The sequence below is a fragment of the Sporosarcina ureae genome (genome assembly GCF_029267015.1).
Lineage (GTDB): Bacteria > Bacillota > Bacilli > Bacillales_A > Planococcaceae > Sporosarcina > Sporosarcina ureae_D.
The window spans coordinates 41,853-64,359 of record NZ_JARIEA010000008.1; the positions used below are offsets into that span (position 1 = coordinate 41,853).

At 39.3% G+C, this 22,507-nt stretch carries 27 protein-coding genes; 3 read left to right on the forward strand and 24 right to left on the reverse strand.

Going from position 1 to position 22,507, the window contains the following annotated elements:
- Positions 1-319: 319 nt before the first annotated feature.
- The 8 genes from Q7P97_RS01465 to Q7P97_RS01500 all read right to left on the reverse strand — a co-directional run bounded on the left by Q7P97_RS01465 (position 320) and on the right by Q7P97_RS01500 (position 7,669).
- A complete protein-coding gene (locus tag Q7P97_RS01465) occupies positions 320-1,741 on the reverse strand; it encodes an alanine/glycine:cation symporter family protein (protein ID WP_303965476.1) in 1,422 nt (473 codons plus the stop codon).
- A 66-nt stretch (positions 1,742-1,807) separates the two neighbouring features.
- Positions 1,808-2,929, reverse strand: a complete 1,122-nt coding sequence (locus tag Q7P97_RS01470; protein ID WP_303965478.1) for a glycerate kinase — start codon at positions 2,927-2,929, stop codon at positions 1,808-1,810.
- 909 nt (positions 2,930-3,838) lie between these two features.
- On the reverse strand, positions 3,839-4,405 hold the full coding sequence (locus tag Q7P97_RS01475; RefSeq protein ID WP_303965479.1) for a hypothetical protein: 567 nt from the start codon (positions 4,403-4,405) through the stop codon (positions 3,839-3,841).
- Positions 4,406-4,516: 111 nt separating this feature from the next.
- The gene (locus Q7P97_RS01480; RefSeq protein WP_303965481.1) at positions 4,517-5,029 is read right to left on the reverse strand and encodes a YfiT family bacillithiol transferase; all 513 of its coding nucleotides are present in this window, start codon (positions 5,027-5,029) and stop codon (positions 4,517-4,519) included.
- A gap of 138 nt (positions 5,030-5,167) precedes the next feature.
- Positions 5,168-5,587: an arsenate reductase (thioredoxin) gene (gene arsC / locus Q7P97_RS01485; RefSeq protein WP_303965483.1), complete on the reverse strand. Its 420-nt coding sequence runs from the start codon at positions 5,585-5,587 to the stop codon at positions 5,168-5,170.
- A gap of 15 nt (positions 5,588-5,602) precedes the next feature.
- Positions 5,603-6,895: an arsenic transporter gene (locus tag Q7P97_RS01490; RefSeq protein ID WP_303965487.1), complete on the reverse strand. Its 1,293-nt coding sequence runs from the start codon at positions 6,893-6,895 to the stop codon at positions 5,603-5,605.
- A 15-nt stretch (positions 6,896-6,910) separates the two neighbouring features.
- Entirely contained in the window at positions 6,911-7,258 is a 348-nt protein-coding gene (locus Q7P97_RS01495; RefSeq protein WP_303965490.1) for an ArsR/SmtB family transcription factor, read from the reverse strand.
- Between the two features lie 156 nt (positions 7,259-7,414).
- Entirely contained in the window at positions 7,415-7,669 is a 255-nt protein-coding gene (locus Q7P97_RS01500) for a GlsB/YeaQ/YmgE family stress response membrane protein (RefSeq protein WP_029053583.1), read from the reverse strand.
- Positions 7,670-7,911: 242 nt separating this feature from the next.
- Here Q7P97_RS01500 and Q7P97_RS01505 point away from each other — a divergent pair, with 242 nt between their 5' ends.
- The gene (locus Q7P97_RS01505; protein ID WP_303965500.1) at positions 7,912-8,958 is read left to right on the forward strand and encodes an FUSC family protein; all 1,047 of its coding nucleotides are present in this window, start codon (positions 7,912-7,914) and stop codon (positions 8,956-8,958) included.
- Here Q7P97_RS01505 and Q7P97_RS01510 read toward each other — a convergent pair.
- The 3 genes from Q7P97_RS01510 to Q7P97_RS01520 form a co-directional block, all read right to left on the reverse strand.
- Positions 8,913-9,242: a DUF4871 domain-containing protein gene (locus Q7P97_RS01510; protein WP_303965503.1), complete on the reverse strand. Its 330-nt coding sequence runs from the start codon at positions 9,240-9,242 to the stop codon at positions 8,913-8,915. The genes Q7P97_RS01505 and Q7P97_RS01510 overlap by 46 nt on opposite strands.
- A 205-nt stretch (positions 9,243-9,447) precedes the next feature.
- Positions 9,448-10,104 carry a zf-HC2 domain-containing protein gene (locus Q7P97_RS01515; RefSeq protein ID WP_303965505.1) on the reverse strand — a complete coding sequence of 219 codons (657 nt, stop codon included), beginning with the start codon at positions 10,102-10,104 and terminating at the stop codon, positions 9,448-9,450.
- Positions 10,091-10,585: an RNA polymerase sigma factor gene (locus Q7P97_RS01520; RefSeq protein ID WP_303965507.1), complete on the reverse strand. Its 495-nt coding sequence runs from the start codon at positions 10,583-10,585 to the stop codon at positions 10,091-10,093. The genes Q7P97_RS01515 and Q7P97_RS01520 overlap by 14 nt, the downstream gene beginning before the upstream one ends.
- A gap of 783 nt (positions 10,586-11,368) precedes the next feature.
- On the opposite strand from Q7P97_RS01520, the gene Q7P97_RS01525 reads away from it, so the two are divergent.
- Positions 11,369-12,214 (forward strand): DegV family protein, encoded by an 846-nt coding sequence (locus tag Q7P97_RS01525; protein WP_303965511.1) that lies wholly within the window; start codon positions 11,369-11,371, stop codon positions 12,212-12,214.
- Between the two features lie 61 nt (positions 12,215-12,275).
- On the opposite strand, the gene Q7P97_RS01530 is transcribed toward Q7P97_RS01525, so the two are convergent.
- The 13 genes from Q7P97_RS01530 to Q7P97_RS01590 all read right to left on the reverse strand — a co-directional run bounded on the left by Q7P97_RS01530 (position 12,276) and on the right by Q7P97_RS01590 (position 22,102).
- Entirely contained in the window at positions 12,276-12,878 is a 603-nt protein-coding gene (locus tag Q7P97_RS01530) for a protein kinase family protein (protein ID WP_303965645.1), read from the reverse strand.
- Between the two features lie 287 nt (positions 12,879-13,165).
- Positions 13,166-14,212: a threonine aldolase family protein gene (locus Q7P97_RS01535; RefSeq protein WP_303965514.1), complete on the reverse strand. Its 1,047-nt coding sequence runs from the start codon at positions 14,210-14,212 to the stop codon at positions 13,166-13,168.
- Between the two features lie 135 nt (positions 14,213-14,347).
- Positions 14,348-14,839, reverse strand: a complete 492-nt coding sequence (locus Q7P97_RS01540; RefSeq protein WP_303965517.1) for a DUF4825 domain-containing protein — start codon at positions 14,837-14,839, stop codon at positions 14,348-14,350.
- A gap of 56 nt (positions 14,840-14,895) precedes the next feature.
- Positions 14,896-15,351 (reverse strand): hypothetical protein, encoded by a 456-nt coding sequence (locus tag Q7P97_RS01545; RefSeq protein ID WP_303965521.1) that lies wholly within the window; start codon positions 15,349-15,351, stop codon positions 14,896-14,898.
- A 403-nt stretch (positions 15,352-15,754) separates the two neighbouring features.
- Entirely contained in the window at positions 15,755-16,297 is a 543-nt protein-coding gene (locus tag Q7P97_RS01550) for a hypothetical protein (RefSeq protein ID WP_303965524.1), read from the reverse strand.
- A 117-nt stretch (positions 16,298-16,414) separates the two neighbouring features.
- Complete coding sequence (locus tag Q7P97_RS01555) at positions 16,415-16,639, reverse strand: hypothetical protein (protein WP_085428006.1); 225 nt, start codon at positions 16,637-16,639, stop codon at positions 16,415-16,417.
- Between the two features lie 445 nt (positions 16,640-17,084).
- The gene (locus tag Q7P97_RS01560; RefSeq protein ID WP_303965528.1) at positions 17,085-17,294 is read right to left on the reverse strand and encodes a hypothetical protein; all 210 of its coding nucleotides are present in this window, start codon (positions 17,292-17,294) and stop codon (positions 17,085-17,087) included.
- A 106-nt stretch (positions 17,295-17,400) separates the two neighbouring features.
- Positions 17,401-17,964, reverse strand: coding sequence for a hypothetical protein (locus Q7P97_RS01565; protein WP_303965531.1), 564 nt, complete (start codon positions 17,962-17,964; stop codon positions 17,401-17,403).
- A 131-nt stretch (positions 17,965-18,095) separates the two neighbouring features.
- Positions 18,096-18,689, reverse strand: coding sequence for a hypothetical protein (locus Q7P97_RS01570; RefSeq protein ID WP_303965534.1), 594 nt, complete (start codon positions 18,687-18,689; stop codon positions 18,096-18,098).
- Positions 18,690-18,792: 103 nt separating this feature from the next.
- Entirely contained in the window at positions 18,793-19,023 is a 231-nt protein-coding gene (locus tag Q7P97_RS01575) for an ATP-dependent Lon protease (protein ID WP_303965537.1), read from the reverse strand.
- A gap of 71 nt (positions 19,024-19,094) precedes the next feature.
- On the reverse strand, positions 19,095-19,358 hold the full coding sequence (locus Q7P97_RS01580) for a hypothetical protein (protein ID WP_303965540.1): 264 nt from the start codon (positions 19,356-19,358) through the stop codon (positions 19,095-19,097).
- Positions 19,359-19,373: 15 nt separating this feature from the next.
- Complete coding sequence (locus Q7P97_RS01585; protein ID WP_303965648.1) at positions 19,374-21,632, reverse strand: PAS domain-containing sensor histidine kinase; 2,259 nt, start codon at positions 21,630-21,632, stop codon at positions 19,374-19,376.
- Positions 21,633-21,679: 47 nt separating this feature from the next.
- Positions 21,680-22,102 carry a hypothetical protein gene (locus Q7P97_RS01590; RefSeq protein ID WP_303965542.1) on the reverse strand — a complete coding sequence of 141 codons (423 nt, stop codon included), beginning with the start codon at positions 22,100-22,102 and terminating at the stop codon, positions 21,680-21,682.
- A 219-nt stretch (positions 22,103-22,321) separates the two neighbouring features.
- Between Q7P97_RS01590 and Q7P97_RS01595 the strand changes: the two genes are divergently transcribed.
- Positions 22,322-22,495, forward strand: coding sequence for a hypothetical protein (locus tag Q7P97_RS01595; protein WP_303965545.1), 174 nt, complete (start codon positions 22,322-22,324; stop codon positions 22,493-22,495).
- Positions 22,496-22,507: the final 12 nt, after the last annotated feature.

Sequence of the window (22,507 nt, forward strand, 5' to 3'; positions counted from 1 at the left end):
TCGAACCGATGTTCAGAATCCTTCTTCTGAACTACGATTCGATTTTTCTTATTCAGTATTTTATAGTATATCAAACTTTTTACTTCTTGACTAAATTGTTTGTGTGAATGTTTTTAAATAGATTGTGAAATTAGTGTGGAGAAGGGATTTCCGCTTCAGCAGGGGGACGCTTTCCGGAGTCGCCCCCTGCTTCCGCTACAATCCTACTTTCTAACGTAGACCACCTAGAAACTTCACTGTATTTTCAGTACCAGTTCAAAGTCTAAAGAACGTAAGGCCAAAGTTCAAAACTTTAAAAGCCCAATATTACCTCTCAATATCACAAACGATCTTCTGCTCTTTCAGCTGTTTCTTCCCAACATTCTGCGCCTTTTAGGCCAGGGATGCTAGCTGATTTGAAGACGGGGTTTCTACCGGCTTTTCGTTGTTTGGTGAAGTCGTCGAGTACTTTGAAGGCGATTTTGCCTAGGAGTAGAATGACGACTAAGTTGATAATGGCCATTAGTCCCATGAATAGGTCTGCCATGTCCCAGACTATTTGTACTTTTGCAACGGCTCCGAAAAAGACCATTGCGAGTACGAGCACTTGATAGATTCGTTTCCACATGACGTTGGCGTTGATGAATTCTATGTTCGTTTCTCCATAGTAGTAGTTACCGATGATGGAACTGAAAGCGAAGAACATGATCGCTACGGCGATGAAGTATGGTGCCCATGCGCCTACGTGTACTTCCATGGACGCTTGTGTCAATAAGATACCATTTGTTTCGCCTGATTGGTACAAGCCGCCAAGTAAGATAATGAAGGCAGTTGCTGAACAGATGATGATGGTATCGAAAAATACGCCTAATGATTGTACGAGTCCTTGTTTTGCAGGGTGCGATACGTTTGCTGTCGCTGCTGCGTTTGGCACACTACCCATACCTGCTTCATTGGAGAAGAGACCTCGGCGTACACCTTGCATCATAGCCATACCGATTCCGCCACCCATGATTTCTTTAATACCGAATGCGTGCTCAATAATTAATGCGATCATCGCTGGAACTTCTGTAATGTTCAATATCACAATATACAAGGCCACGATAATATAAAATGTTGCCATTACAGGGACGATTGTCTGCGTTACTTTAACAATACGCTGCACACCGCCAAAGACGATCACTGCAGTCAGGACAATTAGCCCTACTCCTACAGCCCAATGTGGAATGCCAAATACGTCTGTGAACGATTGACTGATTGTGTTCGATTGCACTGCGTTAAAGATAAATCCAAAACACATCGTCAATAAAATCGCGAACACGATACCAAGTTTCCGCCAACCGAGTGCTTTTTCCATGTAATATGCTGGCCCTCCGCGGAAGGTATCGCCATCTTTCACTTTATACACTTGTGCCAATGTACTTTCAATGAATGCAGTTGCCATACCGATTAAAGCAATAACCCACATCCAAAATACTGCACCGGGTCCACCGATTCCGATCGCTAGGGCAACCCCTGCTACGTTACCTGTCCCTACGCGTGACGCGGCACTGATTGTGAATGCCTGAAATGGCGATACCCCGTCATTACTATCTTTCTTCTCTACAATTAGACGGAACATCTCACGAAATAAGCGTACTTGTACAAATTTCGTTCGAATCGTGAAATATAAACCCGCTGCCAATAAAAGTCCGATTAAAACATATGTCCAAATGAAATTATTCGCCGGCCCTACAAGCCAGTCGATCGCATTTTGAAACATCTGACCACCTCCTTGTGTATTCTATACCCTACTCGCTTGCTTACTATGCCTTGCATAATAAAATAACTAGTTTCTACTCTGCAAAACTACAGTTGCTTTATTCTCCAATAAATTTGCTGCGTTAGACATCAACTCAGCCAATAACTTCTCTCCGTCATCCAATGCATGCAATTCAGAGAACCATCCGAGCAACTCCGTACGTGCCGCTTCATCAATAGTCCCTGAAATGACGAGGACCGGAACCCCCTCTGCTTTCGCAAGCTTCGCGATACCCATTAATGCTTTGCCGGCAAGCGTTTGCCGATCCGTCTTTCCTTCACCTGTCAGAATAAGATCCGCAGAAGATAGATGGTGTGCAAAATCTATCGCTTCAAGCACGACACTGATTCCACTTTCCAGACTTGCGCCACAATAGGCAATTAACGCGCCTGCACTTCCCCCTGCTGCGCCCGCTCCGTGCAGTTCATGCAAACGTACACCTGTCACTCTTTCAGTCTCATCCGCAAAATGCTCCAACCCTTCATCTAAATCCAAGACCATTTCCGGATCGGCTCCTTTTTGCGGACCGAAAACCACCGACGCTCCTTGTTCTCCGATCAACGGATTCTCCACGTCAGACGCAATGCGAATGTCTGCCTCCAGCAACCGCTTATCCAGTTTTGAACTATCAATTTCGTCGAATACAGAAAGCGTGGAGCCATTCATTTCTAACGGCCATCCAGCCGCTTTAAATTTCACTCCGAGAGCTTCAAGCAGACCTGTACCTCCATCATTCGTCGCGCTGCCCCCAAGCCCGATGATCAATTTACGATATCCTCGATCGAGCGCATGACGAATCAATTGACCCGTACCGTATGTAGACGCTTTCATCGGATTGAGTTCTTTTTTCGCAAGCAACATCAATCCCGATGCTTGAGCCATTTCAATAACCGCTGTCTCGCCGTCTCCAAGCACTCCCAGATGTGCATCGATCACTCTTCCAAGCGGATCTTGCACAGACACCGTGTGGATGGTCCCACCAGTTGACGAAATCAGCGCATCCAGCGTCCCTTCCCCTCCGTCTGCAACAGGTAACCGTACGACCTCTGCGTCTGGAAACACTTTTTTCACTCCATTAGATAGAGCGTCGGCCGCTTCCTCCGCACTCAAACTGCCCTTAAATGCATCAGGTGCAATAACAATCTTCACGACTCTCACTCCCTTTATGTGTATTCTAGCAGATTATGCGGGAAAAGTTACCGTAAAATAGTGGATGGTTAAAGTATTTCTATCGAAGGCCTCCTTCAGAGTGCTTTGTAGATGGTTAGTTTTTTGTTTAGTTGGGTGGATACGCTCTATGGAGGTGTTTATCCGCTCTATGGGGGTGTTTATCCGCTCTATTGAGGTGTTTATCCGCTCTATTGGAGGGTTTATTCGCTCTATTGGAGGGTTTATTCGCTCTATGAGAGGGTTTATCCGCTCTATGGGAGGGTTTATTCGCTCTATGAGAGTGTTTATGCGCTCTAAGGAGGGGTTTATTCGCTCTATGGGGGTGTTTATTCGCTCTATTGAGGTGTTTATCCGCTCTATGAGGCCGTAGATTCGCTCATAGTTCGGACGCGAGCGCTCTATACATCTACCTCTACTGATCATGCGCACGCGAATGAAACGACACAAAATGCACCTGCTAGCTAATAGGTGCGTTTTGGTCTTAGGCTATTCAATTCATTATTCCGATATAACCGTCATAATGGTTCCTTTGGCAGTGGCACAAATAGTTTGGAATGTGACTACTACACCATATAAAATTAAGGCAATACCGCCGAATAATTCGAACAACGCGGATTTACCTTCGCTCAACCATTGCTAAACTAAATAACCTCCGCCGATTTCAGCCAAGTCGACCAGCAGAAATATCACCACAACCTTCAACATCAGTAAACCTCCATTTATTCATTTTATCATAATTCAGTCAATTCTAAAATGAGGTTATTTTCATTTTGAACAGATGACTTGGTGTGGAGTTGATTAAAATAGGAGATTCAACTTTGAATGATTGCAGATCTACAATAAAAGACCCTCTTCATAGATAGGAAAGGGTCCGTAAAGTAGTATAAATCAAAATATAAAGAACCAATACAATGGCGTCAATTCAATTACACCTGTGACCATAACGGAAAGAATAATCACCATAGTTAGTTGTTTAAAGTTTCGGTAGAAAATCGCACACAAAATAATGTACATAATAAATTCTTCTAAGTAATTCACATGCAAATAAAAAAATCCGATTCCTAGTGAGAGACTTAACATCAATCCCATTGGTAACGCGGGTAAAAAACTAGCCAAACACCTACCATTTTTCGCATACCAGACGACCACCGCAAGAAATGGCGTAAAGGCCGCTACAGCGCCCCAGTACTTCATATCAATCGTCGAATACACACCGAATAAATGGGCGGAGTACATATAATAGCCGATTAGCATGCCCAAAAAGAACAAAAATGTATGAACGGCTGCACGAACCACCGTTTTACTATATGCAGCAATCGCCGTGGCAATCAATACCCAAATGCCCATCCGCGTGAAGACGTCTCCGAAAAACGGGACGGAATCTAGCAGCTTAGTCGCTATGCCAAACAGAATACTTCCAATGAGCCAAGCCAACAGCACCACTAGTTTTTTCATCGCCATTTCCCCCTATATGAATATCCTCTAGTTTACCATTTTACAGATGACTAATCTAACAGCTTTATCCATTAAAAAAGGGCTTATCTACGTTCGATAAGCCCATCTGATTTATCCGTTTTGGAGTGCGAGTTTAATATGTGCCAAATGATGCTCTTCATGCCAAGCCAACTTGGCTACCTTTTTCGCTACTGATACTTCGCCATTGACTGCGTGGATAAATGTCCGAGTCAGTTGATCTTCCGACAAACTATTCCCAAGTGCTACGATGCGTTCATTGATCCCTTCAAGCATCTTAATAGAAGGTTCAACAGGCAGTTCAGTATCCGGTTGCACTGCCCATTTGTCTTGATTGAAAGGTGGCGCTGTCGGATTATCGTCTGTTAACGCTAGCTTCAGACGTTGGTACATGTTTAACTGTGAGTCTGCAATGTGATGGACGAGTTGGCGAATGTTCCAGCTTCCTTCGCGATACGTTTTGTGTAACTCTTCCTCATTCAATGAATCTACAATTTCTCTTAATCGAGTAGTGTAGGTATCAATTTCTTGTAACCACTTTTGAATATCTTCCAACGTGACATGACCCGGAACCTGTAATTCCCCAATCGGAAATCGACTATCCATGACGAACCCCCCCTTTTCATTTATCTGATTATCTCACAAATTATCAGATTATTCTATTTGCAAGACAAGACAATATGTAAAAGGAGCGCTTCACATGTCAATGGATAGCCCCGGTTAGGCATCTACAGCGTCTGCTATTTATTGACCTGTTTTAGAAAAATCGGCAATTCTTGCACCTATTTCATCGCGCACACGCTGGAAGAATTCCCATTTTTCTTCATCTGTTCCTTGTGCTTTTGCAGGGTCGTCAAACCCCCAATGATTCCGTTTGACATGAGGTGGTGTCATCGGACACTTGTCAGCGGCATCCCCACAAAGAGTGACGATAAAATCTGCTTTGTTTAAGATTTGTGGATCGATGATATCCGAAGTTTGGTTCGATATGTCGATGCCGACTTCATTCATAGCTTTTACTGCATTTGGATTCACGCCATGCGCTTCAATTCCAGCACTAAGCACTTGCCATTCTTCCCCTAGATACTCTTTGCCCCATCCTTCAGCCATTTGACTACGGCATGAGTTGCCTGTACATAAGAAATAAAGTATTTTTTTCGACATAATGATATCTCCTTCTTATTGTATAATTGACAGCCATAGATACAGTCCGATTAGTGTTATCAGAAGTGTAGGGACTGTTAATATAATACCAATCTTAAAATAGCTACCCCAAGAGATCTTCACGCCTTTTTGAGACAGTACGTGCAACCATAATAAGGTGGCCAATGAACCGATTGGTGTGATTTTGGGACCTAAATCCGATCCAATAATATTCGCGTAAATCAACGCTTCGCGAATGGGACCTGTCGTAGTTGTGTCCGATATGGCTAACGCGTTAATCATGACCGTAGGCATATTATTCATAAGTGATGACAGGATCGCTGCAATAAAGCCCATTGAAATCGTTGCGACAAAGAGTCCTTGATCAGCTGCAGTTTGAATGACATCCGCCAATACACCCGTTAGACCGACATTACGCAATCCGTATACCACAACATACATCCCGACAGAGAAGAATACGATCGCCCAAGGTGCACCTTTAAGCACTTGTTTCGTATGAACGGCTGGACTTTTTTGCGCCATAGCCATAAAAAATATCGCCGTAAGCCCCGCAATAATAGATACAGGCAATCCCGTAAACCCACTTGAGAAATATCCTATAAGTAATACACCTAAAATTACCCAAGCAAGTCGAAACAACTTGAGGTCTTTGATCGCATCTTTCGGTGTTTTTAAATCTGATACATCATAGTCTTTCGGAATACTTTTACGGAAGAATAACAACAACACTAATATACTGGCAACTAATGCAAATAAATTCGGAACGATCATTCTAGTTGCGTATTCAACAAATCCAATATCAAAAAAGTCTGCTGAAACAATATTCACTAAGTTACTTACAACCAACGGTAAAGAAGTAGTGTCAGCGATAAAACCGCTGGCCATAATAAATGGAAAAATCATTTTTTCATTGAAATTCAAATTTCGTACCATCGATAGTACAATGGGCGTTAATATTAGGGCCGCCCCATCGTTTGCAAACAGAGCAGCAACGACTGCACCTAGCAGACTGACATAAATAAACATGCGAATACCGCTGCCTTTGGCTAATCTAGCCATATGTAGAGCCGACCACTCGAAAAAACCAATTTCATCTAAGATTAATGAAATAATGATGATCGCGATGAAAGCAAGCGTAGCATTCCATACAATCCCAGTTACATCCATAACATCTTGGAAGTTCACTACCCCAACTAACAATGCGATGATCGCGCCAATACAGGCAGACCATCCGATCGAGAAGTTTCTAGGCTGCCAAATGACAAAAATAAGTGTGATGATGAAAATCAATGATGCAGTTATAGCCAACGTACTTTCTCCTCCTTATTCACAACAAATTCGAAGCCCTTGTGCTTCCAATTCAGCGATAGATTCATTCTGTTCTGGAAGATGTTCAAGGATGCTTTGAATAAACGGGTAATCTTCATGATGTTCATTGATCGAGAAAAAAATCCATTGACCTCTACGTTCTTCTTTAACCAACTCAATATCTCGAAGTTTACGTAAGTGCTGACTAATAGCTGGCTGACTCATTTTAAAAATCGCAACAAATTCACAAACACAGCATTCATGTGACTTGAGTAATTTCATCATCGTCAACCGTGTGGGGTCTCCTAGCAATTTTAATAGTCGTGATGCGCGTTGTAGATCAACCGTATCAGGTGTATTCATAGTCTATCCCTCCACTTCTCTACTACCATATAAGGATATGCTTATATACGCAAGTGGAATAATACATTTAGCTCTCATCGTTTTATGTATTTCAACCAAAGAAAAAAGGGCTTCCTCTCGTCATATTGACAATGTAGGAACCCCTTACCTATCTAGTTATCGTCGTTTCCGCGCCGCCTTCATAATGTAACTGACAACAATGACAAAAATCAGGGCCCCTACAATAGAAGGTACAACATAAAATTCTCCTAAGCGCGGTCCCCAGCTGCCGAATAAGCTCCCGCCGATCCACGCACCTATGATCCCTGTAATAATATTGCCAACGATACCGCCTGGGACACTTTTGCCGATGATCAGACTAGCAAACCAGCCAATGACACCGCCAATTATTAAATATAAAAGGATACTCATTACACACGCCCCTTCCCTTATTTTCCAACGTATTGAGTACTCAAATTACGAACAGGATAATGAAGTAATCGTGTGACACCTTATTAGCAATCTATTCCTTGTTACAGCATAGTATTCGCCACATAAAAATCTGTGTAGGTATATTCAAGCGATAAATAGCGCTCGTACGTTCCGATGGTAGGGGATGATATAATGTACTACAGTACTAGATATACGCAGTAGAAACAGGAGGTTATAACGGTATGCGATCCTTTCATTTTAACGGCAGTCGAATAGTAAAAACAGGCATAGCGATCTTTTTGACAGCTATTATTTGTGAATGGTTTAATTGGCCACCAGTATTTGCGGTCATCACAGCCATCGTTACAATTGAGCCGACCGTTAGTGATTCCATCAAAAAAGGGCTCGTACGATTTCCGGCTTCCGCTATCGGTTCCGCATTTGCTGTACTCTTTATCACGCTCTTCGGGAATTCCCCGATTACCTATACATTAGCAGCGGTTGCCACTATTTTAGTCTGTTACCGATTAAACTTGCATGCTGGCCTACTCGTTGCCACATTGACCGCGGTCGCCATGGTCGAAGTCATCCACAGCAACTACTTATTCGCCTTTTTCATTCGACTTGGTACAACTACTATTGGTTTGCTTGTGTCCACCATAGTAAATATGTTGGTCTTTCCACCAAACTACAGGAGAGATATTGTAGAAAACATCCAACGCATTAGTGAGCGAGCAGGAACTATTTTGGAACGGACATTCCGAACGATTTTATATGACGTGCACACAAACCGTCGAGATGAGCTAGAGACGACCAAGCAACTTACGAAGGAAATCAGGAAAACGGAAACATTGATTCATTTTCAACGCAATGAATCGAAATTGTATCCGTGGGTTAGAGGGAAAGAAAAAGATCTACTCATGGCTGAAAAGCAGTTGTTGTTTTTACATAATCTCGAATATCATTTGGGTACTTTATTGAACATACCGGAACAGCACATTTCCTGGACGTCGGCAGAACGCGATCGGATTATGCACGCTGTAACCGAGCTTGCGAACGACTTGAAGCATTCCATTGATTACAACCCGAAGAAGCATGAGTCACAATTAAAAAATGTTACCGACCTTTTCTGGGATGACAATAAGGAAATCACAACTAGTGAGGAGAGACATCCAAGCCAATTCCCACCCGAGTTTGTCGTTCTCTATGAACTGATCACTATTTATAACTTAGTAGATCAGTTTTATAAACCTTCTAGTGTGAAATTAACGCCTGAAGCTGAAGAATAAAGATCGCTTTGCCTGACTAACGGATTCGGTTGATGGACAGTTCCCGTCTCTCTGTGAAGACCAACAACCGTTAGTTTAGTTGCCTCGAGATTCTTAATTCCCCAAAGGTGCCACATCCACTTTTGAACGCCTAAACTTGGCATATCAGCACCTATAACACCTGATTTATTTTCATTCCCAATAATATTGTTAATATCACCGAATTTCACAGCTTTTTTATCCCAATCAATTTGCTGAAAGTCACTTACTTCAACAAATTCTGGCGTATCTTCGGGTAAAATCAATTCACTAAAAAATTATCCTAGATTTTAGTTTCAAAAAGTTCTCCCCCTTATTGTTAATCTGAATTTTTGGTAATTTAACTATACATTATTTTGCCCTTTTTTAATTATTTGGACCGATTGCGAATAGACGCAATCGCTTATTAAGCAATCGCGCTTTGATAATAAAATAGCATTCTTCAACTTAAATAATTTGTTGAAGAATTCGTTATTTCTCCCATATCAATACTGCGCGTTTTAATAGAGAATCCCAAGAATCTTTTCTAGCAATTTTTTCTACATCAAAATCTACATAATACACAGCATCAATTTTTTCACTTTCGGGAAGGTTAAAAGTATATTCTTGTTCATTATGACTGTTTTCATTATTAATAAGTTTTCTTGTAGGCGAATCGGCAATTGTTTTTGTATAGTAAATAAAACTCACATTCTTTTTCTCTCCATCGATTTCAAGCGGCAAAGGATGTGTTCCGTTAAAGCTAGCATAACTTTCACCAAAGTAATGGGAAACCAATTGATTGTCATCATGTGTTTCAATTTTAATTAGATTTTTTGAGTATGGAATAACCGTTTTGTAATGGAAAACATAAGAAAACGCTCCCGTTAAAATAATTGCCGTTACTAAAACGGATACAATTGAAATCACCACTTTTTTCTTACGAAACTTCTTGCTGATAGTATTAAAAAGCGGGGAGGGTTTTTCTACTGGAAGATAAAGACTTTGTTTCATTGACTCATATTCCTGTTGACATATATGACAATGCCGTAAATGCTCGTCTACCATCTCTTTTGTATCATGACTAACAACTTCATCAATATAAAGAGGTAAAACATCCTGAATGATTGTGCATTTAATCTCGTTCATAATTCATATCCTCCATATACTCTAAAATTTGCTTCCTTGCTCTATAAAAGGTTACTCTTGCCCATCCCGCACTTTTTCCAAAGAGTTTTCCTATCTTTTCAAAGGGTAATTCGCCAAAAGTGCGTAGTGAAAATACTTCCTTATAAGGTTCATTCATCGAGTGGATGAACTGATGAACAGTAAAAGCATCATCCTCATTCATCAAATGCTTTACAAATTGTACTTCCATCATTGGTTCTTCTATTAAGTCTAGGTTTCCTTGTCTTTTCATTTTTTTGTAGTGCGAGAAATATGTATTCTTGGCAATTGTAAAAAGCCATGCTCGAACATCTTTAGAACCATCAAACTTTTCAAGTGATTTTAACGCTTTAAAAAATGCCTCTTGCGTAATTTCTTCAGCTATCCTTTCATCGTGACATAATGATCTAATAAACAAAAAAACTTCTTGAAAGTATTCGTGATAGATTTCCTCAAAGTCCACCTCTTTTCACCCCTTATACTTATATAACTCCTAGAATTCAATTACGTTACAAAAAACACTTAAAAGTTTTATATGTTTTAGACCCAAAGTAAATCCAAAAAAATAAGTATATTCGAAATGAATATACTCACCTGTTAGTTGACTGGTTTTCAACACGTCCTGATTAAAGCACAAACCTTCTGCCGTTAATGCCCCTAGAAAGATTAGCTGTTTAACCCGTTGATCTGCGCTGTAGCCTGACGCGTGTCCTATGGGCGGGCGGTGAACCTCCCGGAGTCGCCGGCTGTAACGAAGATCCACTAAATGAGCGCTTCAAACATTATTCCATAAACGCACCCTGATTGTTTAATCTTAAAAATTATCAAACAAATATTCTAAAGCTTCTTTTCCTTCTACGTCTCCTACACTCTTAAATCTTTCAACAACAATATCGTCATGTTCAGCAGCAAACTCAACTTCCCATTTTTTAAAAAACGCCTTCTTTTAATCTATTTTAACATGAAATACTTTGTTCCCTTTAACGTTTTCTTCCCATGTACCGAACCCGTTATTACCTGACAGATGGTAAATGACACGATCCACAAACCACTTCTGTACGACTCTCCGTTAATTCCTACACTACTATTCGTTTTCCTCTCTATACATATGTTCAATTTATGACTGCAACCACAATAATTCGACAAGATATGACAACTGTCACTAGGACGTTACTATGCAGTAGTGTAGATTATGAATAGGTCATGTACGTTTCAAAATCACATTAGTATAGAGGAGAAACATTTATTGCAGAAAATAGCTTGGATTACAGATACCGCTGCACAACTGGATGATGCATTCATCCAAAAATATGATGTATATATTCTGCCACTGGGTGTAGTTTTTTCCGATGTCTGTTATAAAGAGTCCGTCGATATTACGAAGGACGCGTTTTACGATAAATTACGTGCAGCAAAATTTTCTCCAAAAACCTCTCAACCTGCAATCGGTGAGATGACTTCATTATATGAAAGACTACAGGCTGATGGATATGACTTTGCGGTCGCTGTGCACTTGTCTAGCGGACTTTCTGGAACGTTTGAAACTGCTCGAGCGGCTGCGAACATGACAGACTTCCCTGTGTATCCTATCGATTCAAAAATTGGTTCATTTCCGATGGTTAAGATGATTGAAGTTGGCAATGAATTGTTCGCAGACGGCAAAGAACCTGAAGAAGTGGTCGCAACCCTTAACGCTATGGCTTGTCACTCGAAGTTGTCCTTTATTCCGGGTGGTCTTGGCCAATTGCATAAAAGTGGACGCGTTTCTGGGACACAGGCATTCTTAAGTAATTTACTGAACATTAAAGTCCTGATCAGTTTCGAGAACGGGAAAGCCGTGATGACAGAAAAAGTTCGGTCCATGAAGCGAGCAAAGAAACATGTCACTTCCCTACTCCGTGCCGATATGGAAACAGGTTCTGTACCGGAAGTAGCAGTTATTCATTGCCACAATGAACATGACGCTGAAATATGGAAGAATGAGCTACTGAAGGAATTTCCATCTGTACACGTTCAAGTCGTTTCACTGAGTGTTTGTGTGGCCGTACATGCAGGCGAAGGAACTACGGGATTAAGCTGGGTTACATATTAAAATAAGAAGGGACCGAATCCATTGTGAATTCGGTCCCTTCTTATTTTTTCCACGACATTCTTCATAACCGATACGATGGTATGAGTCCCCTTTTATACAAGAACGCCACAGCATTCAAGAACGCGCTCGGGACTTTCTTCCAAAAGAAACGTTTTCGATAAAATTGGCGATGGGCTTTTTTTAGATTGCTCCACTGTCTGCAGTCCTTCTTCTGTCTATACCGCGCCACATCGATCAGCTTCACTTGATCATCCGGTGTAATAAATATATTGCGCAAATGAATATCAGAAGGATTTAACCCTGTATTGGATGCTAGCGATAATGCATAATCAATTTCTTTAATATGAGCGTCTGTAATGACTCGCCCTTTCGTCATACAATCAAAAAGTGTATCCCCTTCAATATAATCCATCACTACATAATTCGCTCCTGTTTCATAAATACAAGGGAAATAGCGAATACTTGTAAGTGATTGATACACTACAGCTTCTTCTTTCGCGATGTACGTAGAATCTGGAAAGAACACTTTAATGGCTTTATTGGAAGATATCAACCTAAAAACAAATGCACTTCTTCCTGTTCCGACTAGCTGCAAAGAAGAATTATAGTCCAGTAGACGATTTTTATTATTTATAATGATCGAATCTACAAGTTCTTGATACATACTCAATATATGACCTCCAGTAGTTTTCAAAAATAAAAAAGAGACATCAAGACCAATTAGTGGCTTTGATGTCTCTGTTACAACTAAAAGAGACCTCACCAAATAATTGGTAAGGTCTCGCAAACAACGTGAGTTGCCAGTAAGGCCGAGGATGTATATCCTGTATTGACGACCATTACTGTAATAGCTACTCCCCTTAACGGAAGCGGAACGTATAATGTTGTAAGTTCACTATAAACCGAAACGGATGATACATCAATTAATTGTATAGATCATCACGAAACGATTTATGATCTAATACATACACGATGTAAGTCGTTGACGAACATCTCTACATGTTCTTTCTTCGTAGCCCAGCTTGTACAAAATCTAACCGCGCTATGTCTCGCATCTACCTTTTCCCAGTGAGAGAATGAATAGTTATTGCTTAATTCCGCAATGACATACTCCGGCAAAATCGGGAATTGCTGATTCGTTGTGGAGTCATAGCGTAAGGCAAATCCATTTTCCACAAATGCTTGGCGAAGGATCAACGCCATATCCACAGCATGTTTTGAAACTTCATAGTACAAACCATCTTCAAACAATGTTTCGAACTGGATACCTAAAAGTCGTCCTTTAGCCAACAAGCCACCTCTTTGCTTGATCAAATAGCGGAAATCTTTTTTTAGTGACTCATTTATGATGACAACCGCTTCGCCAAACATGGCACCGATTTTCGTTCCGCCAATATAGAATACGTCACATAATCGTGCATAATCCGCCAGCGTGATATCGTTATCTGGCGACGCCAAACCGTACCCTAATCTAGCCCCGTCGATTATGAGTGGCAACTGACATGCCTCACACACTTTATTCAGAGCTTCCAATTCAGCTTTTGTGTAAGTCGTTCCGTTTTCTGTAGGGTTCGAAATGTAGACGAGACCTGGTTGCACAGAATGCTCAGGACTTGCATCCCGCCAATGAGCATCGACTAATTCCTTCACTTGATCAGCTGTAATCTTCCCGTCTTCACTCGGTAACGTAAGCACTTTATGTCCTGTAGCTTCAATGGCACCCGTTTCATGTGTAGCGATATGGCCACTCTCCGCAGCGATAGCGCCTTGATATGGACGCAAAATCGAAGCGATGATCGTCGTATTGGTTTGAGTTCCCCCTACTAAAAAGTGGACATCTGCTTCTGGTGCTTCACACTCTTTCCGAATAAATCCTCTAGCCTTTTCACAGTGTTCATCCATACCGTATCCAGGAGTTTGTTCTTCATTCGTCTCAATCAATCGTTTCAGAATTCGCTCATGAGCGCCTTCCGTATAATCATTTTCAAATCGTATCATAGTTGTCCATCTCCAAATATGCTTGATTTTTTTTGCAAGTATACCATAGAAATGTGGGTGTCTGTTGCAATTTAAATTGTTCTTATAATGTCGAATGTTTCGACTGTTCTTTAATTAGAAGCGGCTAGAACGTACTTATTTTATAAAAAGCTGATGTAAAGCGCTCTCTTGCTCAAGCGCACGTTGAATAAAAGTTTCCAACTCATTTTCATTTGTAACGTCATGTAATTCCTTACCGTACCAGTCTTCTAACTTCGATCTGCTCATCTTATATGAATGGCCTTCAAAATCAAAGGCAACCCATTCGGCATTATCAATTAATGTAAATAGATAACTAGCATTGTAAACAGCCGCTTCCTCATATTCACGTTCAGTCATTACCGTATCTATTTTTTCATACATGATGGTCATTCCATACGGCTGTGTTTTTGTTTCAAGCGAAACCTCATGGAATTTTTCAGCGTATGGTAGTTGTTCAATTATATGAATAACAGCACTATTATCCCCAATCAGTGATCCCTTATATTGAAATGCATCCTCCCTCTTTTGATTCGCAATGGAACTGCAACCCGTCAATAGAAGGAGTAAAGATAGTGGTAGTAGCAAACGCTTTCTGATGTTCTTCATTTTTCATCCCCTCATTCGTCTTCATTGATCAAGCTAATCGAATTAAAAAGTCAAAATTACATGAAAGGTCCATTTGCTTTTATTTTCAACACTTTGTTTACAAGCAATGAAATATGGAAAAATAATAACGAAGCTAACATTCCGAGTATGAAAATATTGGATAGGAGTAATCCCGAGACTTCTCCGTCGATCAGGTACGTGATGAGTAAAAGTAAGCCTACAATGAATAACCCACCTGCTATATATACGAGGATGTACGTGATGTATTTTAAGACTTCATTACGAAACACAATTTTCTCGAAATAGACATCGACGTAATGCGAGTACACAATCCCACCAATTATATATATGGGTAAGGAATAAAGGAGGTATAGGACAAACAGCGCGCTGATAGTGAAGGTACTAACGCCATCTTGCTGTTCCATTGAAGATGTATATTCAAAAAAAGCCAAACCTAAAGAAAATACTAGTGCAGAAAGTATAGCGATACTAAATCTTCGTAAAAGTTTCATTTGTTTTACCTCTATTCATGCTAAAACCTTAAGGTAGATGTGATTCACACAACGTTCGTTAATTAGATTGCGGGATAGTTGTTGGAACCCGTTGATCTGCGTTGCAGCCGGACGCGTGTCTTATGGGCGGGCGGTGAACCACACCCCTCACTTCGCTCGCTGGGTGTTTCACCTGTCAGTGCAAAGATGTGCTCCTTCTCGCTACGCTCCACTCGCAAAAGCCGTCCTGCGCTACGGCTCTCGCTGATCCTCCCAGAGTCGCCGACTTCCACTCCGATCAACTAAGTATTTGCCAAAAAAACTTGTGCCACAATCGCACCCGATAGTTCAATAAGAAATGCTTCCAGAGTAGAATATTTCTTCATCCTCGCAAACAAAAATTCCTTTTCGTCTTAAGCATTAACTATTCATTATCAATTTCCTTTAAATGAGTTGCTACCACTGAACAATTCGTTCCAACTAATACGACTAGTCCTGCATTTTCAAAAGAAATGAAGGTTGATTTCTCTTTCAAAGTACCGACAACTTTGTTGTTTGAACTTGACCAAAACTTAGGGACACCTTCTTCAATATGAAAATTACTCTTTGAAGTTGATAATAAACACAATGATTGTACTAAAGCTAAATAGTTAATCAATGGACTGATTTTCAAAAATTCCTCTTCGTTTGCTATTTTGATTAAAATATAAAATTCTTCTGGATGATTATTTATTATTTTAAAACTAAAGTTTAATTTTTCGATTTCTTTTTTTAGAAATTCAAAGTGATTCTCGTCTTCCACAGTTACAAAATTCAATGGATAAGCATTGGAATCTTTAAATACCTTACAAAGAACTTCCTCACAAAACTGTTTACAATCCTCAATACCTATATCGAAAGAATATTTTATATCACCCCTTAGGTCGCAAGGAAAATATTTCACAAAGTCATCAGGTGATTTAAGCACGATCTAAATGCCTCCTTTTAAAGCCTTAAAGCCATCTCGCTTTTGCACTAAGTGGCCCGTTAATGGAATAAAATTTATGTCACAATCAGCATCCGATTGTCGCACATTACCTATTTTTCACCGCATCATCTGATTGTACATATAAAAACCATATAAGACGGGTAACAGCAAGCCAAGTGCTAAACAAATAACTGCTGCTAACTTTGACTGTTTAACAACACGTTCATCGTTAAGTCTTAAATGTTGGAAAAATGTAAGTGTAAAATAAAAACAAGTAATGATTAAAATTGTTGAGAGCATACCAATCCAATTTCCTGCCCCCATAAAATTCATATCGTTCATTCTTTCAATCTCCTCTTCCAATAATTTGGCCCGATTGTAGCCCTGTCCTTATTCATTAAACTGTACCCGTTTGTTAAAATATGTTCTTTAACCAAGTAAGTATATAGACAAACATAAGTGGTTCAATCAATACAAGGCAAAGTAAAATGATGAAAAAAGATACACATGATATTATTTTCATTACGCCATTTTCCCTTTTGAGAAAAGCGATAAAACTAAAGATCATGCCAATTACTAAAAAGATATAACCGACTAGAACAACAGGCTCCATTAATTCAGGTGTCATCCAATTGACCACAAATGCCACTAATCCTAAAACTATAAAAACAATTGACCAGGTACTAAAAGGTCTTTTCAAGTGTATCCATCCCCTTTTGATAACCGTTCACTTCGGCCCGTTTAAAGCTCAAATCTTATTCTGTTAATACACCATTCTAATAAAAAACTATTTGTCTGATTGCTTAACTAAAACCAAACCTAATTTAAATAGCATATACAATATGAAAATAATCACTAAAGTTCTTGATAGTACAAATCCATCAAGAGCTAATTCATAGCCGCCCGATAGTAATAGATTTGGGTTAATGATAAGAAATGCTGCGGTCAGTATAGGAATTGCAATTAAAAAAACGGCTAAAGTAGATTTATTGCTCATTTTCGTCCCCCTTAATTACGTAACAGAATGGCCCATTGGGTGGGTAAAGTGTCTCAATTCCAACAAAATCTCACTCCATTTTCGCCCTCGACTACAGAAAAAATCTTTATTCACCTGAAGTTAATTCTTTATACAACCCATTGTCTTCACCATATTCAAACTTGCCGATTTTTCCCTTTTCATTAGTAGAGAACAGGACAACTCCTGATACATCTGCCGTCTTTTCTTTCTCACCATCTTTTGTATAACCGACAGTTGCAGTGAATGTATATCTGTTGGAAGCTTTCTCAGATTGTTTAACGACTGTGTCTTTCAAACTTAATTCGTAACCAGAAAGTTCTGCCGCAACCGGATAAACTAAACCTGCTGTTTGAAAGAATGGGATTAGATAGTCTTTTGTGAAATAATCTCCGTATACTTCTGTGATGTACTGTTCGAACTCATCATTGACTTCCTTTCCATCTACGACCTTTGTGTAATCAGGATTTTGAAGAAAATCTATAATTTTTTGGTCAGGTCCGTTGAATTGAAGCTTAAGAACTTTCTCGACAATACCCGCGTTTTGATCTTCTGTCTTAGCGTTTGAACATGCAGCAAATAATACTCCAGTAAGCAGCAACAAAAAACAAAGATATCCGACTTTGAGCATTTTTACATTTTTATTTGCCAAGACATTCCCACTCCTTTTTTAATTACGCCATTCAGTTATGTAAAGATTCAATTGCCCTTACAAGTTACCTTCTCTCACTCATTATTCTTACTCTATTGCGGTATTCTGGCAGCTGCTTATAAAACATACTTTTATTGATGAGATACATCATAAAAGACGGTAGTATAGTGATCAAAAACTGCCCGGAAATTGCCTTGTAGATTACCTAACATCGTTTGTAAATCACTTCTCGAAAAATACTTTCCGTTTTTTATAAATCTAATACTCTCTTCTAAGTTCAGGAAGTTATTTAAACTATCTACTAGATGTACTCTTTGTTCCCTAGAATACTCTCCTTCAGACACAAGGTTTAACAAGGTGTTTCTTGCATTTTGTACATCGAAAAGCATGCTATCCAGTTTGTCTTTATCCATTGTTTTCGAGTCCGTACCGATCAGCCATTCTTGTTCAAAAATCGGAAGAATAAATTGAGTTCGATTTACTGTAGGGTTGTGATGATCACTTTCTAAATCCTTATCTAGATCTTTCTCATAGGCAGCTTTAAACTGACCCATCTCTTCTTCGTAGGTTTTGCTGTTATGAGTTTCCGAACTAGGATGATAGGTAAAGCTTTGATGAATGCTAAAAGTCGATAACGGATAATACCAAGATATGAAAGCTACAACAAGTACAATACATACTCCTGCACCTATCCCCCAGACCTTCTTTTTACGTTTTGTATTCATATAAATCCCCTTTATCTTCAGACGAATCCACTTGTTTATTCAGCTAGTTCGGTCTGATTGCAATATCAAGCGATCGCGTCGGAAAGTTTAAGTACGTCATAGATTAGCTTTCCGTTTCTTTTTCGTCTCTCTCTTTTATATATCTTTCGTACGCCTCTTTCACTCTGTCATTGCTATCGGCTGGTACGACTTGTTTATGGATTTCATTAATTAATAGGAATGACCTGAAAATGACTCCGATGATCAGTACACATAAGATATATATTCCGATAGGACCAAAGAAGATCAACATCCCCGAAAACATGGCCACTAGTACGGACAACAAGTACTTCACAAAACTCCTCCTTCATCTACCTACCTGACTGTCGCAAAAGAGTCCGATTGCGTTAACGGACTCTTTTGCGTTCATACATCTGCATTCATCTCTACTTCTCTTTTTCTAACGTCAAAAATTGTTTTTACAGCAAAAATAACATACAGAGCAATAAACCCAACTTTGAATCCTATTAGCCAATCCCAGATTACAGCTGAAAAGACGACTCCGAGTGTTAAGGACACATTGTATTGAACTTTATAAGATTTTTTTGAGTAAATATCCACAACGAATAAAATAATGAATAAACCCATGAATAAATTTCTTAAAACTACAATCCCAGTATTCAAATCCATATCTTCATGCCCCTTTTAGAAATATATATCCGAGAATTCATATTTCACTCTCTCCATCCGATCCATATCATGAGTAGGCTCATATATAGTTCCGTTAGTAGTGGAACTCTCGATGGGCAGTTCAATAGTAAATGTACTCCCCTTACCTAAAACACTTTCAACGTACAGGGTACCACCATGCAGTTCAGCTAGAGATTTAGCTAAAGGTAAACCAAGTCCTGCGCCTTCAGATAGACGATTAAAATTACGATTTATTTGGATGAACTTCTTAAAGACATCGTGCAGGTCTTTTTGCGCGATTCCGATCCCCTCATCCGTGACGGAGATTCTTACAGTGTTTTGATCGGTTATTACTACTTTCACCAGTATTTGTTTACCTGTTGCAGAGAATTTAATAGCATTTGAAATAAGGTTGAGTAAAATCCTGTCGAATTTATAAACATCCAATGCCATCATTACCTCTTCCACTTCAGGATCAAAGAGGAGTTGAATGTCTAGTGACATCGTATAGTCTGATACCGAGTCTACAATCCCGTCAACAATCTCTACTATATTATAATTGTATGTGCTCAACTCATACACTTCCGATTCCAACTTGGAAATGTCCAAAATATTGTTGACCAATTTAATGAGTCGATAATAATTTCCGATCGTGGCTTTATTGATATGGAAGAGCTCTTCCCTATGTTCTTCGAGAGAATTTTTTTCTAAATACAAGTTCACCAATTGTGCACCACTGAATATGACACTTAACGGTGTTTTGAGTTCGTGGGATATATTAATGAAGATTTCTTCTTGCATTGTGAGTAGTTTCTCCATATTTTCCGTTGCGATTTCCTCATCCGTTATATCAAACCCTACCGCGACGATTTTCTCTACAATATTGTCACACGTAAATATCGGGTGGAATATAGTTTTTGTATACTTTTTCTCTCCTTGCAACACGGCTTGATGTTTGTGTACAAAAGGAATTTTGGTTGTAATAGAAGTGTGGATTTCATTTTTCACGTCATGTAAATTATCTGCCCTATAGAAATCAAAAAACGATCTTCCGATAATATCTAGTTCTGTAGAGATAGCACTTCGCTGCATCTGAATAAATTGAAATGCGTATTGATTAATATAATCGATTTTGTAGTCTTCTGGAGAAAAGGACAGATAATAAATGGGAGATACGTCCATGTTTTCTCGTAGCGCTTGATATTCTACTACTTTATGGACAAGCGCTGTGTTTTTGTAAATCAAAATAGCGCCTTCAATATTTCCTGCCCTATCATAAAGGGGTTGGCCTTCACATGAAAAATACTTCGTAGACCGTTCGCTCGTTGCAATGACTTTGTGATTACTTAACTTTTCACCACGTAACACGCGCTGATCGGGCGTATTTTCAAACGCAATCCTCTCTCCATTTATATCGTTTAATTCATACGCATCATAGATTATTTTAGTAGACATGGATTCAAAATTCGTGAGATGAGACGGAAGATAGGGTGATAGGAAATCTTTGGCCATATTATTTATATAGGCGTAGTTCCCATCCTTATCCAAAATAGTAACCGCGTCTGAAATATTATCCAAAATCAGTTCCATCCCTGCATGACGTTTTTCAGAGCACTTTCTCTTATAAGCCCTCTGCGTCACATCATAAAAAGAAACTACAACAAACTGACGATCGCGTTCCCCCGTAATCATTTTTATATTGATATCCCAATACGTCACTTTTCCCCCAGCGCCGATAACCTTCACTTCAAATTCGTGAAGAGACATGCCTTCGGATAGTACATCCATGATGGCGTCTGGAAATACAGCATGATTACCTAATACGTTGTCGGAATTACTATTCATCGACAATAAGACGTTTATATAGTTCTCGTCATACTGCAGAAGAATTCTTTCTGGATAGCTAAAAATCGCGACAGAACCATTTTTATTGGCTGCGGTGCTTCCGAAATTATTTAACGTGAAGTCTAATGAAGGACTTTCTAGCTTCTGAAAGTAATAGACGCTCACATCGGAATCGAGTGTTCTGAAGCTGATTGTCACTTCAATCGGCAATAGTTCATTGTTATAAATATAGACGCGCGCTTCATCTTGAATGGTTTGAATGGATAGTTGATGTTCAGATTTTAGTAATACGTCTACATCTGCAAGTGATCGTCCTATAAGATCCCTTTCTTCGTATCCAGTTAATCGCACGAATCCATCACTGACTTTATAGATTTCATTGTTTTTCGTATATATATGAGGAATATGCGCTTTTCTATTTATATTCATTACCACTTGCTTGCACTCCCCTTTTTTCGACAGTAAATGTTTAGTCGTTAGTCGCCAGATACGCCAATCGTACCGAAATAGGTCTCTTCACCATTTTTGTAGATCTTGGAATAGGTAAATTCACGATTTGATTTAATTCGATATAGCCAATAGGTATCTTCTGTCGGCTCATCATTTTCCTTCAAATATACATGCATAGAATCTTTATCTGTTTCGATATCTAACCCACCAAAACCTTTTCCGTTAGTGAGAAAATCCTGCGTTACGTATAAGTATTGAATATGTGCTTCATCATAGTATTTATATATTCCGTTGCGTTCTATATCCTGACTCCCCTGTACACTCTGAATAAATCTTTTGACGTTTTCGTTGACTTGCTCCTGCTTTACTTCCGAATAGGATACTGTATTTTCACCGCATCCGACCAACAGACTACTAAGCACAAAAACGAGGAAAAAGAGCTTTTTCACACGCACAACTCCCTTCTTTTCACTAAATATACCATTTGTTTCATTCAGTTGTCTTTCCATAATGAAAATTTTCTGTAAATCACCTAGTAGAGTACCTATATTTCCCCATTCCTTTACGCATTTGTGGTAAAATAGAAAGAAGATTCAATAAAGAGTCCAGACACAGATTATATTTCCTAAAAGAGTAAAAGAAGATTTTATTTAAAGGAGGAATTATAAATGGCTAAAGACGACAGAAAAGAAATTGTGAAAGCAAATGAAATGCGTACGAAGGAAATCGCCAGGATGATCGATGAAGGCGGGATGGGTGCGGATAAGTATTATGATATTAAAAAAGTGTCACCGCAAGAAGAAATCATAGAAGTATCCAAAGATGAAAATAATAAAGAATAAGTAAATGGTAGA

Bases quoted from the DNA above. Each gene is read 5' to 3' on its own strand.
- Q7P97_RS01495 (WP_303965490.1), bottom strand. From the start codon at position 7,258: ATGAATACACCTGATACGGTTGATCTACAACGCGCATCACGACTATTA.
- Q7P97_RS01555 (WP_085428006.1), bottom strand. From the start codon at position 16,639: ATGAACGATATGAATTTTATGGGGGCAGGAAATTGGATTGGTATGCTC.
- Q7P97_RS01545 (WP_303965521.1), bottom strand. From the start codon at position 15,351: ATGAAACTTTTACGAAGATTTAGTATCGCTATACTTTCTGCACTAGTA.
- arsC (WP_303965483.1), bottom strand. From the start codon at position 5,587: ATGTCGAAAAAAATACTTTATTTCTTATGTACAGGCAACTCATGCCGT.
- Q7P97_RS01475 (WP_303965479.1), bottom strand. From the start codon at position 4,405: ATGAAAAAACTAGTGGTGCTGTTGGCTTGGCTCATTGGAAGTATTCTG.
- Q7P97_RS01585 (WP_303965648.1), bottom strand. From the start codon at position 21,632: ATGAATATAAATAGAAAAGCGCATATTCCTCATATATATACGAAAAAC.
- Q7P97_RS01465 (WP_303965476.1), bottom strand. From the start codon at position 1,741: ATGTTTCAAAATGCGATCGACTGGCTTGTAGGGCCGGCGAATAATTTC.
- Q7P97_RS01570 (WP_303965534.1), bottom strand. From the start codon at position 18,689: ATGAATACAAAACGTAAAAAGAAGGTCTGGGGGATAGGTGCAGGAGTA.
- Q7P97_RS01595 (WP_303965545.1), top strand. From the start codon at position 22,322: ATGGCTAAAGACGACAGAAAAGAAATTGTGAAAGCAAATGAAATGCGT.
- Q7P97_RS01505 (WP_303965500.1), top strand. From the start codon at position 7,912: ATGCGATCCTTTCATTTTAACGGCAGTCGAATAGTAAAAACAGGCATA.
- Q7P97_RS01535 (WP_303965514.1), bottom strand. From the start codon at position 14,212: ATGATACGATTTGAAAATGATTATACGGAAGGCGCTCATGAGCGAATT.
- Q7P97_RS01515 (WP_303965505.1), bottom strand. From the start codon at position 10,104: ATGAACGAGATTAAATGCACAATCATTCAGGATGTTTTACCTCTTTAT.
- Q7P97_RS01540 (WP_303965517.1), bottom strand. From the start codon at position 14,839: ATGAAGAACATCAGAAAGCGTTTGCTACTACCACTATCTTTACTCCTT.
- Q7P97_RS01580 (WP_303965540.1), bottom strand. From the start codon at position 19,358: ATGGATTTGAATACTGGGATTGTAGTTTTAAGAAATTTATTCATGGGT.
- Q7P97_RS01500 (WP_029053583.1), bottom strand. From the start codon at position 7,669: ATGAGTATCCTTTTATATTTAATAATTGGCGGTGTCATTGGCTGGTTT.
- Q7P97_RS01480 (WP_303965481.1), bottom strand. From the start codon at position 5,029: ATGGATAGTCGATTTCCGATTGGGGAATTACAGGTTCCGGGTCATGTC.
- Q7P97_RS01560 (WP_303965528.1), bottom strand. From the start codon at position 17,294: ATGAGCAATAAATCTACTTTAGCCGTTTTTTTAATTGCAATTCCTATA.
- Q7P97_RS01530 (WP_303965645.1), bottom strand. From the start codon at position 12,878: ATGTATCAAGAACTTGTAGATTCGATCATTATAAATAATAAAAATCGT.